Here is a 13891-nt window from a genome sequence, read left to right on the forward strand (position 1 = left end):
TAGGCTGCAAATATAAGCCAAATCCGCAGGGGCCAAAACCTTGCACGCTTCTTTGGCGGCCCACGGCAAACAACGGCTGGCTTTCCGGGACGGGTTCTCTCTCATCATCCGCTGTGAGCGCAACGCAGGCAGTTGGATGGAAAGGCCCTTCCTCCCCCGCCACCTGCTAGCCTGCCGGGCCAGCGATGCGAAGGGGTGGCCAGCCCGCAGGGCCGAGCGGGCAGCGAGCCCCGGAGCGTAGCGGCACCCGCATTTAGAGATGCTAACATGGCATCTCTAAGCACTCCAAGGCGGGTGCGGCCCCCAAAAAAGAGGCCATCAGATTGGCGCACAGGCGCATTATTGCCCTGAAAAGCGGTAGCGGTCTTCTACATATTTGATGATCTCGCTGCTCTTTTTGATGCGGATATTGGCCGAGCCGGTGCGGATGTAGAAGACCTCTTGCTCGTTGCCCTTTTTGTCCACATCCCGGTAAAAAACAGGGGATTTGGCCGGAGGGGTATCTATGCGGAAGATCATATTGCCCTCGATCTCTTCGATGTCGAAAGACAACTGTGTAGCGAAGAAGGAGCCGAGGTTGCGCTGTACCGCGCTGGTGATGCTGCGCTTGAAATTATCGATATCCGAAGTCGTAGCTTCCAGCCCTATGATCTTCCCTTCGTCATCGACACCGCAGAAGACGGTGCCCCCGTTGAGGTTCATAAATGCAGACAAGGTCTGTATGATTTTATCGCGGTGGTATTTGTCGATCGACTCTTTGAACTCCACCATATCGCTTTCGCCCTTATCGATGATGCGCTTGCTGTTGGCCGATTCGTCTGCAACGAGGTAAGTGATGATTTTTTGGGTGAGCGCCCAGGAGAGCTTCATTTTCAGGCTATCAGAGAGTGTATCCGAGTCAAAAGTTTTGGCTTTGTCAAATACGATGAGCTGCGAAGGCTCGGTAGCCCTGATGGTGCCAAGGCGGGAAGTTTTATTGAAGATGGCGATCTCGCCGAACAGCTGCCCCTTGATGTATTCTTTGGGCTCTTTGCGGGCCAGGTACAAAATAAGGCGGCCAAAATGGACGATGTAAAAGGACTCCCCTTTCTGTTCGATGGAGAACACTTCGTGCCCGGCCTGATAGTCTACAAGGCGTGCGACCTTGCTGAGGCCCTGTAGGTCTTCGGTGGAAAAGCCTTTCAGCTCAGGGCACCTGCTCAGGGTCTTTATTACCGCTTCATTCATGGTTGTTTATCGTTTTGTCCACGGCCTGCTGCATTGGCAAGGGTATGGCATTACTTGTTTTTTTTGGAAAGTGAAGCTAACAAAAAATGGCCAGACCGGGCGGTATGGGGAGCAAGGATTCTTTTGCCGGGGGGCAGGCTTTTGTGGCAGATGGGGCCTGCCCCTGCCGCAACGGCAGGTGCCGCTATGCTACGGGGCTCGCTGCCCGCTCGGCCCTGACGGGCTGGCCACCCCTCCGCAGCGCTAGGCCGCTGCCATCTTAGTGCCGGTAGCGCCTGTGAAGCTTGCGATAGATTTGGCTTGCGGGGGGCGTGCCAATCCGCACCTGCCCAGCCCATTGCCGGGCAGGCGGCCCCTGTAGCCCTTGCCTTATGAGCCTTGCCAGGGTTTGCCCGTCAAGGGCGGAGGACCTGCACAGCAGAACGGCCTGCCCAGGCAATGGCAGCGATCAAAAGGACGAGGTACAGCGCTTCGTCCCACCAATGGTCGACCTCAACACGGCCGGGGCTGGACCACCAGGTCTGCCCTTCGCTATTGGCGCTGCGCACCCGGTAATAATAGGCATGGCCTGCCTTCACTTGCGTATCCCAGAAGGAGTAGCCCTGGCCAATGGCGGGCAAGCTGAACTGGGCGAGCGGCTCCCAGCCGCCGGGCTTGAGGGCGCGCTCTATGGTACACAGCACAGCCTCCCCGTCTGCCGAGCTGGGGCACTGCCAAGATAAAAGGACGGAAGCATGATGGCTCTCCAGCTTCAAATCGCCCAAGCGGCTTTGGGCATGGGCGCCACGGGCAGCAGCATGCCCGCTGGCCAGGGCAGCGGGGCTATCATCTGACGGGCTTACGCTCGCGACCGTTTGCTGAAGCGGGAGCTGGGCATGGGCTGCAGCTCCAAGGAGGAGGAACAGCGGCAACAGGAATAGGCTTTTCATTGGGGTATACTATTATTCCATGAGATCAAACAAAACCGGTCTGGGGCAGAGCGGGCTGCTGATCAGCAGGCGGGCTGGCCCAAACCATTCCATTCTGAAAGGCTGTGCCCGGGCTACCACCTACCGAAGGGGCAGGGCCGCGATCAAATCCCAGTTTGTGTAGCAATGCTTAGTGAAGTCACCTTCTTGTGAAGCCAGAGGAAGGATTGGCAGGTTTGTTTTTGGCTGTTTGCCTGTGCGGAGAACCATAGCTGCGGCCAAATGTTAGGCTGTTGCCAAAATCCCCCGTCACAATTTTTGGCAAAATACACAATTCCTGTCACTCTAACGCATTGTCATGCCAAAATCCGTCAAAAAGCAGCTTCAGGGCTACCTCCTCGCTGAAGATTACGAGCCGGTCATAAAAGCCTTGGCCACGCTGGCCGATCAGCTTGGCGACAATGCGCTGATGAACGAGGCGGTTCATGCCTTCACCCTGTACAGCAGCTGGCAAAAAGCCCAGGCAGGCGGGCAGCCGGAGGCGGCCGCCAAAACGCAGCTGCGGTTGAAGGAAACGCTGTGGCAGCTGACCGAGCGGCTGCCTGTCTGACCGAACCGCGCAGGCCCGATGCCCCCTTGCCTATCCCAAACGCCTGTGGCCCTTGCAATCGGCCCATTTTTGGAGATAACCTTAAATATCCCAGCAGTTTAAGAAAATAGTGCTTATCTTTGCGCCCGAATTCCGGAGTAGCGGAAGCCTACCACTTTTCACTCGAGTACAACCGATAGGTCAAGGACGGGCTCAAATGCTACTCTGCACAAGCTGCAAGTGGGTTGCAGCAGCAACAACTAAACATGAGTACATTTGAGTCGCTGGGGCTGTCCCAGCAAATTACCGAAGCGGTGGGTGCCATCGGCTTCGAGACCCCTACTGCTATTCAGCAACAAGCCATCCCTCACCTGCTGAGCGGCGAAGAAGACTTTATCGGGCTGGCACAGACCGGGACCGGCAAGACCGCTGCTTTCGGGCTGCCGCTGATTCAGCGGACCGACACCATGCTGCCTTTCATCCAATCGTTGGTACTTGCCCCTACACGGGAGCTTTGCCTGCAGATCTGCCGGGAGCTGGAGTCCTTTGCCAGCAATCAGCCCGGGCTGAAGCTGCTCGCCGTCTATGGGGGGGCAGATATTGTCCGTCAGATGAAAGGGCTTGAGCGCGGGGTGCATATCCTGGTCGCTACGCCTGGCCGCCTGCGCGACCTGATGCGGCGCGGGAAGGTGGACTTTGCCCACCTGCAGCACGTTGTGCTGGACGAAGCCGACGAAATGCTGAACATGGGCTTCAAAGAAGAGATCGACGACATCCTGCAGAGTGTGCCGGAGAACCGCCGCACCTGGCTGTTTTCTGCTACTATGCCCAAGGAGGTCCGCCGGATTTCTGAGGACTATATGGAGAACCCCTTCGAGCTGTCCGTTGGGCAGCAGAACACTTCCAATGCAGACATCAGCCACCGCTTTGTCTTCCTCCGCCCGGCAGAGCGCTACGAAGCCCTGCGCCGCTTCATCGATTTCAATAGCGGGCTATTCGCCCTGGTCTTTGTCCGCACCCGCCGGGACGCGGCAGAAGTAGCCGAGCGCCTTACTCAGGACGGCTACCGTGCAGACGCCCTACATGGCGACCTCAGTCAGCATCAGCGCGACCGGGTCATGGGGGCTTTCCGCAACCGCCACCTCCGTATCCTGGTAGCTACTGATGTAGCAGCCCGCGGTATTGATGTGGACGAAATCACCCACGTTTTCCACTTCAACATACCTGATGATATCGCTTTCTACACCCACCGCTCTGGCCGTACCGGCCGGGCAGGGAAAAAGGGCGAGTCTATCATTTTGGCCCATCCCAAAGACAAGCACCTGCTGAAGAAGCTGGAGAAGACCGTAAAAATCAAGCTGGAGCCAACAGAAGTCCCCAATGGGGATGCCATTTTTGAACAGCGCTTGCTGGGCTTTTTTGCAAGGGCTGCACAGACCCCGCCCCACCCTGCCATTGAGAAATACCTGCCGCAGATTGTAGAAGAGCTGGGCGATATGAGCCGCGAAGAGCTCGCCTTGCGCCTGGCCACTTCCACTATGGGGCACAGCCTAGCCTCCTACGCCAACAGCAGGCCTATCGGGCAGGCTGGGCCTAAGGACAAGCCGCGGCTCAGCCGTACAGACAGCCGCAAGCTGTTCATCAACCTGGGGGATATGGACCTCGATGGCAAAGGCGGCATGCTCAGCTTCCTGTGCGAGCAGGGCGGCATTAGCAGTAGCGATATCGGCAAGATCGACCTACAGAAAAAGCACGCATTCGTGCAGGTTGAGGAAAAAGCCGCAGCGCGGCTCATCAAAGCTATTGACGGGCTGGAGCACAACGGCCGCACCCTAAGGGTGAACGACGGCGACACCGGCCCTAAAGGCAAAAAGGGCAAGAAAGGCAAAGGGCCGCGCAAAAAGAAAGAGAAAGCTTTCCGCAAGCGTTAAGCCTACCGGGCGTGAACCCAAATATCGCAGGTGTTTATGATTTTCCGGGCTTTATAACTTGGCATTGGCCTAGCGCTGCGAAGGGGTGGCAAGCCCGACAGGGCCGAGCGGACAGCGAGCCCCGTAGCATAGCGGCACCTGCCCTTGCGGCAGGGGCAGGCCCCTCACGCGAAGCAAGCTGGGCAAGCAAAAAACGACAATCTGGTTTGCGCCCAACCTAACCCTGCTCAGCTCATGTTGGGGGCTCGCTCTTCTTGCAGGCCAAACTGGCGCAATAGACGGTCACGAACCTTTGGTTTTTGCGGCGCAACCGCTCCAAACCTGCCCTTAAAGAATAAGGGGGCCTCTATCCGGCCCCCTTATTTTTTGCCCCCCTGCGCGCTTTTACCATCCGGACATAAAACAATGGCAAAGAACAGCGGTTATCTTTGCTGCTGTAGCACATAATCTGTAAAATGGCCTGCCCGAGCCCTTGCCGCTGAGGTATGCTTCAGCTCACTTGCAGCTGCGGGGCTGGCCCAAGATTGCCCCCCTTTGTTTTTCAGTGACCGCACGACACCAAGACACCCAAAAACCGATATGAGCGCATAGCCGCCGGCCGGCCTTTTCCAAACAGGCCGCCATCCATTTATGCACACAGCACTTAAGGCCCTGACGCCCCAAAGTGCAACACACAAAAACACTATGGCTCCAACTGTTGCTATCGTAGCCAACAGCAGCTGGAACATTTACAACTTCCGGCAGCCCTTTATCCGCGCCTGCAAACAGGCGGGCTACCGCGTTCTGGTCATTGCGCCTGTAGACGAGTACATCCGCTACCTGAACGAGCACTACTTCACAGCCCACATCCCGCTGAAGCACCTTTCAGCACAGGGCAAAAACCCCTTGCGCGACCTCCTCCTCCTCATTGAGCTTTTCCGGATCTACCGGAGGGAGCAGCCTACCCTTGTTTTCCATTTTACCGCTAAGCCCAATATCTACGGCAGCATGGCCGCCCGCTTGGCCGGGGTGCCCAATTACCCTACGGTAACCGGCCTGGGGTATGCTTTTCTGCACAGCCCATTGCTGAGGTGGCTGAGCAAGCTGCTGTACCGGGCTGCCCTGCGGAAAGCCAGGAAGGTCATTTTCCACAATGTGGAAGATGAGGCCCTTTTCCTGGAGTCGGGCATCGCCCGGGCAGGGCAGACCGCTGTCGTGAACGGCTCGGGCTTGAACACCAACCACTTCCGCCCTCTTCCACAGCCCCGGCAGCAACGCTTTATATTCCTTTTTGTGGGCCGGCTGCTTTATGACAAAGGCATACGGGAATACCTGAAAGCCGCCCGGCAGCTGAAGCGCCTATTCCCTAAGTCTGAATGTTGGATTGTTGGGCAGCTCGATGCCGCCAACCCTGCTGCTGTTTCACGGGAAGAACTGCTGCGGGAGGTAGAGCTGCAAAATGTGCGGTACTTCGGCTCGACCACCGACGTAAGGCCCTACCTCAAGCAATGCGATGTTTTTGTGCTCCCCTCCTACAGGGAAGGCATGCCCCGTGCCGTGCTCGAAGCCTTGGCTATGGGCAAGCCGGTCATCACCACAGACACGGCTGGCTGCAAAGATGCGATCAGCCCAAGCTGCGGGTGGCTTGTGCCGGTACAAGACAGCATAGCGCTGGCAAAGCAGATGGCGGCTGCCGGACGGCTGCCGCAGCAGGAGCTTGCCCGCATGGGCGCTGCCGCCCGGCAGCGTGCGCTAACCTATTTTGACGAAAAACAAATTGTGGAGTCTTATTTTGAGCTGGCCCAACTGGCACAAGCCCCTGCCTCAAAAGCAGCCCGGCATGGATAAGCGGCTGTTGATCATTTACTACAATTTCCCCCCTGTAAAGGTGCCGGGTGCGGTCCGGGCCTGGCATTTTTATCGGGAAGCCATCAAGCACTTCGGGCATGTGAGCGTACTGACTGCCGCCAACCGGCGCTATTTTGCTCAGGACCCCGCCCTAGAGACTGGCTGTGCGCACATCCATGAAGTGCCCGCTTGGGATGCCCGCCGGCTGCTGGCCCGCGCGGGGAAAGACAACCGCCCCTATTTTTCTGGGCAGCTGAAAAAACGTCGGGGCATCAGGTGGGCACAGCGCCTGCTCAACAGCTTCCCCTTCAACCTCCTGGCCGGTGACGGCGGTGCCTGGTACATCTGGAAAGGCTACCAAAAAGGCTGCCAGCTGGTAGAATCCCAAGGCATTACCCACCTGTTCTCGACTTTCCGGCCTTATGCAGACCATTGCATTGCCCACCTGCTCAAGCGCCGCTACCCCCACTTGGTCTGGGCGGCCGATTTCAGAGACCTGCATGTAGACCCCAGCAACCCCAATACCTTTTGGGCCAGCCTGCAGCTGCGCGCCAACCGGAGCATTTTGGCAAAAGCAGACCTGCTCACCACGGTTTCGCAAGGGCTGAAGCAGGAGCTGGCCCAATTCGGCCCGCCGGTAAAGGTGCTGCGCAACGGCATCAGCCACGCCCGGCTTGCGCCCAACGACGAGCCCTGGCCCGAGCAGTTCACCATCGCCTACACCGGCTCCCTCTACCCCGGCCAACAAGATGCCAGCCCACTGCTGTCTGCACTGAGATCGCTCATCAATGACGGGCAGATACGCGGATCAGACCTGTGCCTTCGCTACCGTGGGAAAGACGCCGGCACCTGGCAGCAATGGGTGCAAGCATGGGGGCTGCAGCCCTATAGCGATTGTGGGGGCGTAGTCAGCCTTGAGCAAGCCCATCATATTCAGCGCACAGCGGCTGTCAACCTGCTGCTGACTTGGTCTACCGCACGCATCAGTGGCATACTGACCGGCAAGCTTTTTGAGTACCTCGCCGCTCAGCGCCCGGTGGCCGCCCTGATCAATGGCCCCGGCGATACAGAGCTGCAGCATATCCTCACGGCCCTGCCCCATAGTTTCATCCACGCCCGCCATGCTGACCCTGCCCAGCTCAAAACACACTTGCTGGGCCTGTACCAGGCCTGGGCAGCAGAAGCGCCTGCCCACATCCCCCTATCTGCTATAACGCCATATACCTGGGAAGCACAGTCGCCCGCGTTTTTCCAATATTTGCTGTCTGCGCCCTCTGCTGAGAGGCCCGCTAAATGAGCGCTTAGCGGCCCAAGAGGGCAAAGCCTGCCTTTACCAGCCGGTTGCGGTAGCGGCGCAGCTCTAGGTAGGGGGTGGGTGTGGCGTTGAAGGCGGCGAAAAAACGGGCAACCCCCGGAAGCATACTCCCCTCAAAGTCGAAACAGCTCAGGCCCTCCCGGGCGGCCAACTGAACAGCTGACCACAGCAGGCAGGGCATGGTGTAACTGTCCTGAGGTTGCCCACCTGCACTGACAATGACCAGCGCCAAAGCTGTCCCATTTTCTACAACCAATAACACCTGTGCCTTCGCCTGCCCCTGCTTGTCTATAGCAGTCAGCAAACGGCCTTTCCCCAGGTTTTCCAAAAGCTGGAGCATTTTAAAAAAGGCATCCTCCCCTAGCGCCTGCCCGACCCGCTTATTGGCCAAAGTGGCATTGAAGGCCGGGTATACCGACTTTTTATGCCCCCACCCTTCGACAATAGCAACCGCCTCCTCCCCTTTGCGGATGCGGCCTCTCAGGGCAGGCTTAAGCTGCCCCCAAAGCACCGGCAACGGCTGCTTCAAATCTAGGCGATACGTGAAGCGCTCATGGAGCTCGTAGCCGAGCCAGGCGAAAGGCTGAGGCTGTAGGAATTCAGGGGGCAAAGTCTGACGGGACATCCATATTGAGGGCAGCTGGCTCTGCAAGTGGGCTAAGTGTTGCTTGAAGTAGCTCAGCCGTTTGCCCTCATGTATAGGCGGAGAGCGGAAAACGGGCCCAAGCCAAGGGGTGAGCGGAGGTTTTTGGATGATTTTCCGGCCGCTCCCGGGGCGATAAGTGACTGCCCACACCGCTTCAGGGCTGCCGTCTCTTCCGGGGCTGACCACCTGCTCCCAATGTCCAGGACCCGCGAGCAGGTCAAGCCATTCGGGATGTTGAAAAAGACTTGCTTGGGGGAAATCTGCCATGTATGCCACGATGGTTTGCTTGATTCGACTTGGTGCATTAAGTGCCATGTTAGGGCTAAACCCGCTCTTCTGTTCCCATTCCCAGCCCCTTCACCCAGGCAGCGCTGCTTTTTCGATAAAGGTATGAAAGACCTCCCATTCTTTTGCGGAAGCAGCTGCCGTCTCCCCCACAAGCAACCCTTGCACTGCTTTCTGCAGCAATACAGCAAGCTCTTGATCAGACTGATAGGCAATGCCGTAAGGAAGCTTCACCCGCCCTGCACCTGCATACAACAGCGGCTTGCCCCAGCGCTGGGCGTCTGCCACCCCCCCAGGGATGGTCGTCTCTCCCCAATATTCAGCGATCCCGCCAAACACTTTCACCGGGCTGAGCGGGAGTATCAGCGCAGCTGCCCTTGCTCCAATTGAGTTGTACACTTTATCGGGTACATGCGATGAAAAAAAATACAGCTCCGCATCGCTTCCCAGGTATTGCAAGGCTGTTTCTTGGAAAGCCTTGTCTTGGCAAACCCCCAAAAAGTAGAGGTGGATTTTAACGCCCGCATGCTCTCGGGAAAAAAAGTGTATGCCTCTTAGCAGCGAAGAATAGTCCTTCCCATTAGAAGAGACCGCGCCGGGCACCACTATCCTAACGGGCCCTGCCAGCATCGAGGCTGTGCTGGCCCCCACCTGCCTAGGCACAGGCAGATAGGCTGAGTTTTCAACTGCAGCAGCCCCTGCTGCCCCTAAATGAAGGTAGCCAGACAACCTGCTCAAAATAGCCCTTCTGTGGAAAAGGATGAACCCTAATGCCCCTGCCCACTTCCTCACCCCAAACTGGGCATTCAGGCACAACAGCACACTAGGCAGCGGCCTAAACCAAGTGTTCCAATTGTGGACCACTGCGAGCGCGGGGGCTTCCGCTGGCAATAGCCCTGCCCATTTTTTGTTCCGGGGCAATGTGGCCCAAATCACGAGATGGGTTTTAGGCCATGCGCCACTTTTAAGGGCATACCTGTAAGCCGCCCAGGTATAGTGCAGCAGCTCGGGGCGCTCGGCCACCCGGGCAGGCAGTACCGTAGCGATGTCCCCATGACAGACAAGCAAGATGCGGTGCCCCCGCAGCAATAGGACCTCCGCCAAATTGGCGGCTACTTCGTAGTGGGCGGCCGGCTCGAGGAGGAGGATGGTCATGATACCGTTTCATTGAGAAGGGCTTCAAATTGAATGGCCATGTTTTTAGCACTGAAATGGGCTTCCACGTGCTCCCTTCCAGCTTTGCATCTGAGGCAAGCCTCTTCTTTATTCAGGATGCACGCCTTTAATGTCTGTGCCAAGAGCGAAGGATTATCGGCAGGAGCAAGCCAGCCACATTTGCCGTTATTGAGGACTTCAGGTACCCCTCCTGTATCGGTTGACACCACAGGAATGCCCGTTGCCAGCCCTTCTATCAATGCGACCCCAAGCCCTTCAGAAGCGGAAGGGATGCATAAAACATCATTGGTATACATTAGCTGCCGGATCTGCTGCTGTGTTTGCGAGCCGAGATATTGGACAGCTAGGTTAGGTGCTTTGCCGTGCTGAGCAATTATTTTCCCAAACCGTTCCTGCTGTGCGCCAGCTAGAGTCACCTCAAAATAAAAACCTGGCAATTGTTTGATCGCCTCGAACAAGCTGCTCAGCCCCCCGACTATAGGGTTGCTTTTGACGAAAAGGACTTTAATGTGCTCAGCACAATTGATAGGCTCATGCTTTTGGTAGGCCCAAAAAGACAAATCTACCCCCTGATAAAGGACCTTGACCTTGCCCCTACAGGCATACTCCTTTTCTGCCCGCGCTTGTAATGCATGGGAGCAAACAATGACAGCGGCTGCACGGCGAACAAAAAGCTTTTCCAGCTGACGGTAAAAAAAATAGGCCAACCACTTCCTATGCAGCCGGAAGGAGGTCAGCCCAGCATCTAGGTATTTGAAATCGTTCAGCATCCCGACCACGGCAGGCTTTCTTGCGGACAATGCCGTCAGCACCCCATCTAGGGCATGGTTGAAAACAATTACATCTGAATGCGCAGCACTGCGCTTCACATATTTCCAATAGGCGTACATCCTGAATAGGGAGCCCAATGCTTCAAACGATTTCGGGTAACTGACCTTGATGGGGCGGACTATTGAGGGATCAGCAGCCCCGGCTTCAGATTCTGAAACGAACGTCAACTCAAGTTTGGCCCAACCTGCTGCATGCCGCAATAGATATTGGGCAAATTTGGTTGGCCCATTTGTCACTTTGCTGACTTGATGGGTAAAAAAAATAGCTGTCATTAAGCCAACTCGAGTTTAAGGAGTCTCCGCAGCTGGTAAAAAAGGGAATACATAAGAACCCCAAATTTAAAACCAAACCATTGGTAACCAATAATAAATGATCTACTAAAAACAGGTAGGGTTAAAGAAACTTTAGTTTTACCGAAGAAACTACGGTAAAGAGCTAAACTCTCACTGTGATTAAACAACCCTACTACCGAAATCTGTTTTACAATCATTTGATTCAAAAAAGAAACATCTACCCCATCAGGCCACTTTCCTTTATCAAGATTTTTCAAATCCTTACATACACTAAGTCTAAAGTAACTAGCCTCTAGCTTAGTATTAAAAAGCGTTGATGTAGATATGCTATTGGCTCTCTGTCTAACAATGGTTAAACAAGCATTATAAGAACAGCCTAAATATCCCATAGTAAGAATCCGGTACATTAGATTGTATTCTTGACTACTGCAAAGGCTTTCATCCCATTGACCAGCCAAGGAAACTGATTCTTTTTTAAATAAATTTGCAGAAGTAATCCCAGCACTACCAGATATTAAACCCCTCCAAATCCTTTCTGATGAGTTGTATTTTACTCTTTGCCCATTTATCTTTTCAAATAAATATGCTCCAGTGACAATGGCCAAAAGCCGATTCTCGTTTTCGAAAAAAAAACTAACCAACCCCACCTGCCGCTCAATCTTCTCCGGCAACAAAATATCGTCTGCATCAAGAAACTGCAGCCATTCCCCTTTGGCATGCTTGAGCCCAAGGTTACGGGCAGCGGGGGCGCCCTGTTTAGGCTCCTGCAGCACGGTTATCAGCTTGGGGTGCAGCATTTGATATTGCTGCAACACCCCGAGCGTACCATCGGTAGAGTTGTTGTCAACTGCGATGATCTCAATAGGCCGGTAGGTTTGTGCGAGCGCAGAATCGAGCGCCTCCCCGACGTAGGCCTCAACATTATAAGCAGGTATGATGATGGAGACTAGCATAGTATTCCAAGCCTAGACAGTGAAAAGAAAAGTAGGGTTGTTTCCAGCTCAGCATTCATTTTTCACACTTATGACCCCCAAAATACTCATCAAGAGCCAGGAGAGAGCAACAAAAAGGATATTGTCCAGTAAAAAGAATAAAGGGATAGTAATAACCAACCACTTGAATTTTTCAAAATATGGTATAAAGAGCCATATACCTACTACTGGAATATGGATAGCAAATCCAATATTCAAAAATAAAGCATTCATAAAATGAAAAACACAGATAAGCGTCAGATAAAAAAACCACATTTTTCGGCTCCAGAAAAGAAAAAACACCCCTGAAAGCTCAAAAAAAACGGCAGCATAATCCATTATTTCCAATATTAATGGAGGGAACTTCAACACCCATTCTGCCAAAAGCTCATCCCGCCCAAGAGAGTAATAGCCGCTCAAAAACCAAGATAAAAAACCTGACGTGTGTAAATCAAAATCTAGCCAGACCAATGCTTTCCCAATACCTGCAGTAAAGAAACCATATACAACTATAAATGCAAATGCACCTACTGCCTCTTTTTCGAAGTGCCATTTTTTATCCGGCAAAACTGCATGCTGACTACCCAAATTCGAAAAAAACAAAACAAAAGGCAACAGATCAAACAATATGCTGTGGTCTATCTTGCCAAAACTATAGATGAAGGTATTCTGAAGAATGCCTACCACTCCCACTCCCAAAAGTGCAAAACGTGTGTGTACCCCCAAAACTACAAATAGGCCCAAAAGAATCTTCAAATAAAAGCTCCCCTTGAAAAAAGCAGCTGATGGCCAGGCATCCAGCAAATTGGACAATATGAACAAGTGAGGCCTAAACAAGGTAGATGGCAATTCCCCTAAGAACGAATAGTCTTTTGCCATCACAATAAGCAGTAATCCAAAGAACACCCTAAAGGGAGAGGATAATGATACTGCGGCATTAGCGACTACTCTCTTTCCAATGTTATCAGAGGCAATAGGCATTTTCGTATATTTTCTTAGCTTTGATACTATCCCCTTCTATCTTTACTGCGTACCGGCGGTAAAGAAAATACGAATCATTAAATCCCATAGCTTTTAATCTGCTACGGTACATCTTTTTAGTCTTAGTCAGCTCTTCCTCGCTAAATCTATTGTAATTCCTCATCGAAAATGGAAAACCTTGAACGCTATACACTTTTTCAACCGGCTCAAGACCAAAAGAGCTCTTAATGATCGCAGGAAAATACCACCTAGGGATTGGTGCCAAAAATAAACATACATCTATCCGCTGAACCTTACCCTCTTTCTCGCCGTAAAGCTCATCTGTTATATATGAAATAGAATCCCTTAAATCCATCAAACTTGCTCCTACAGGCATAACAATAGAAGGATAAATCTCAAAGCTGCTGCTTTTGTGCTTCAGCAAAAAGGGGATCAACAAAACAAAAAAAACAAATATCGGAAGCCCATTCTTTTTCATTTTCGACTGTTTAGAACGTTTAGCCATAGCCACAAACCAAAACCGCTATCCCCTCGGTATTCAGCTCAGCCCATCAGGCAAAGGGTTTTTCCAAGTAATGGCGCTGATCACGTCATCTACCAGCCTCCCTATCTTGAAGTTCAGCCCGGGAGCAAAGCCATTCAGCGCGCTGGGGAGGATGGATTGGAGGGTGAGGAGGCAAAATGTTAGCAAAACACATGTCCCCCCATTCTCATTACTTGATGCAATTCAACTAAATTTAGATTGTTTCCAATAAGTTTTCAATAGAAAATAGAGGGAGGAACCGGATACTACATGAAGCAACAAGTACCCTCCACCTCCTAGGGCAAGACCAAGGAAAAGGCTATCATTCGCTGATACATTAAATACACTATTTACTAACTTTGATATACTAAAGGTAAGTATAGCAAGG

Annotated in this window: 14 protein-coding genes; 5 read left to right on the forward strand and 9 right to left on the reverse strand. The window is 53.4% G+C overall.

The window, feature by feature from the left end; translation table 11 throughout:
* Positions 1 to 40 precede the first annotated feature (40 nt).
* A complete protein-coding gene (locus FRY97_RS14550) occupies positions 41 to 241 on the forward strand; it encodes a hypothetical protein (protein WP_147168281.1) in 201 nt (66 codons plus the stop codon).
* Between the two features lie 98 nt (positions 242 to 339).
* On the opposite strand, the gene FRY97_RS14555 is transcribed toward FRY97_RS14550, so the two are convergent.
* Positions 340 to 1227, reverse strand: a complete 888-nt coding sequence (locus tag FRY97_RS14555; protein ID WP_147168282.1) for an RNA-binding domain-containing protein — start codon at positions 1225 to 1227, stop codon at positions 340 to 342.
* Positions 1228 to 1622: 395 nt separating this feature from the next.
* Positions 1623 to 2156 carry a fibronectin type III domain-containing protein gene (locus FRY97_RS14560; protein WP_147168283.1) on the reverse strand — a complete coding sequence of 178 codons (534 nt, stop codon included), beginning with the start codon at positions 2154 to 2156 and terminating at the stop codon, positions 1623 to 1625.
* A gap of 337 nt (positions 2157 to 2493) precedes the next feature.
* On the opposite strand from FRY97_RS14560, the gene FRY97_RS14565 reads away from it, so the two are divergent.
* The 4 genes from FRY97_RS14565 to FRY97_RS14580 all read left to right on the forward strand — a co-directional run bounded on the left by FRY97_RS14565 (position 2494) and on the right by FRY97_RS14580 (position 7779).
* A complete protein-coding gene (locus FRY97_RS14565) occupies positions 2494 to 2745 on the forward strand; it encodes a hypothetical protein (protein WP_147168284.1) in 252 nt (83 codons plus the stop codon).
* 245 nt (positions 2746 to 2990) lie between these two features.
* Positions 2991 to 4655, forward strand: a complete 1665-nt coding sequence (locus FRY97_RS14570; RefSeq protein WP_147168285.1) for a DEAD/DEAH box helicase — start codon at positions 2991 to 2993, stop codon at positions 4653 to 4655.
* 684 nt (positions 4656 to 5339) lie between these two features.
* On the forward strand, positions 5340 to 6482 hold the full coding sequence (locus FRY97_RS14575; RefSeq protein ID WP_170254660.1) for a glycosyltransferase family 4 protein: 1143 nt from the start codon (positions 5340 to 5342) through the stop codon (positions 6480 to 6482).
* Positions 6475 to 7779: a glycosyltransferase family protein gene (locus FRY97_RS14580; RefSeq protein WP_147168287.1), complete on the forward strand. Its 1305-nt coding sequence runs from the start codon at positions 6475 to 6477 to the stop codon at positions 7777 to 7779. Before FRY97_RS14575 ends, FRY97_RS14580 begins: the two co-directional genes overlap by 8 nt.
* Before the next feature lie 4 nt (positions 7780 to 7783).
* Here the strand turns inward: FRY97_RS14580 and FRY97_RS14585 are convergent, their stop codons facing one another.
* From FRY97_RS14585 to FRY97_RS22395, 7 genes are all read right to left on the reverse strand, one after another.
* Positions 7784 to 8710, reverse strand: coding sequence for a hypothetical protein (locus FRY97_RS14585; RefSeq protein WP_147168288.1), 927 nt, complete (start codon positions 8708 to 8710; stop codon positions 7784 to 7786).
* Positions 8711 to 8800: 90 nt separating this feature from the next.
* On the reverse strand, positions 8801 to 9883 hold the full coding sequence (locus FRY97_RS14590; protein WP_147168289.1) for a hypothetical protein: 1083 nt from the start codon (positions 9881 to 9883) through the stop codon (positions 8801 to 8803).
* Entirely contained in the window at positions 9880 to 11007 is a 1128-nt protein-coding gene (locus FRY97_RS14595) for a glycosyltransferase family 4 protein (RefSeq protein ID WP_147168290.1), read from the reverse strand. The genes FRY97_RS14590 and FRY97_RS14595 overlap by 4 nt, the downstream gene beginning before the upstream one ends.
* Positions 11007 to 11981, reverse strand: a complete 975-nt coding sequence (locus FRY97_RS14600) for a glycosyltransferase family 2 protein (protein WP_147168291.1) — start codon at positions 11979 to 11981, stop codon at positions 11007 to 11009. The genes FRY97_RS14595 and FRY97_RS14600 overlap by 1 nt, the downstream gene beginning before the upstream one ends.
* A gap of 48 nt (positions 11982 to 12029) precedes the next feature.
* Positions 12030 to 12980, reverse strand: coding sequence for a hypothetical protein (locus FRY97_RS14605; RefSeq protein ID WP_147168292.1), 951 nt, complete (start codon positions 12978 to 12980; stop codon positions 12030 to 12032).
* On the reverse strand, positions 12964 to 13458 hold the full coding sequence (locus tag FRY97_RS14610) for a hypothetical protein (protein WP_147168293.1): 495 nt from the start codon (positions 13456 to 13458) through the stop codon (positions 12964 to 12966). Before FRY97_RS14610 ends, FRY97_RS14605 begins: the two co-directional genes overlap by 17 nt.
* 60 nt (positions 13459 to 13518) lie before the next feature.
* Positions 13519 to 13671 carry a hypothetical protein gene (locus FRY97_RS22395; protein ID WP_170254661.1) on the reverse strand — a complete coding sequence of 51 codons (153 nt, stop codon included), beginning with the start codon at positions 13669 to 13671 and terminating at the stop codon, positions 13519 to 13521.
* Positions 13672 to 13891 lie beyond the last annotated feature (220 nt).

It is taken from the genome of Phaeodactylibacter luteus, from assembly GCF_007993045.1.
GTDB lineage: Bacteria > Bacteroidota > Bacteroidia > Chitinophagales > Saprospiraceae > Phaeodactylibacter > Phaeodactylibacter luteus.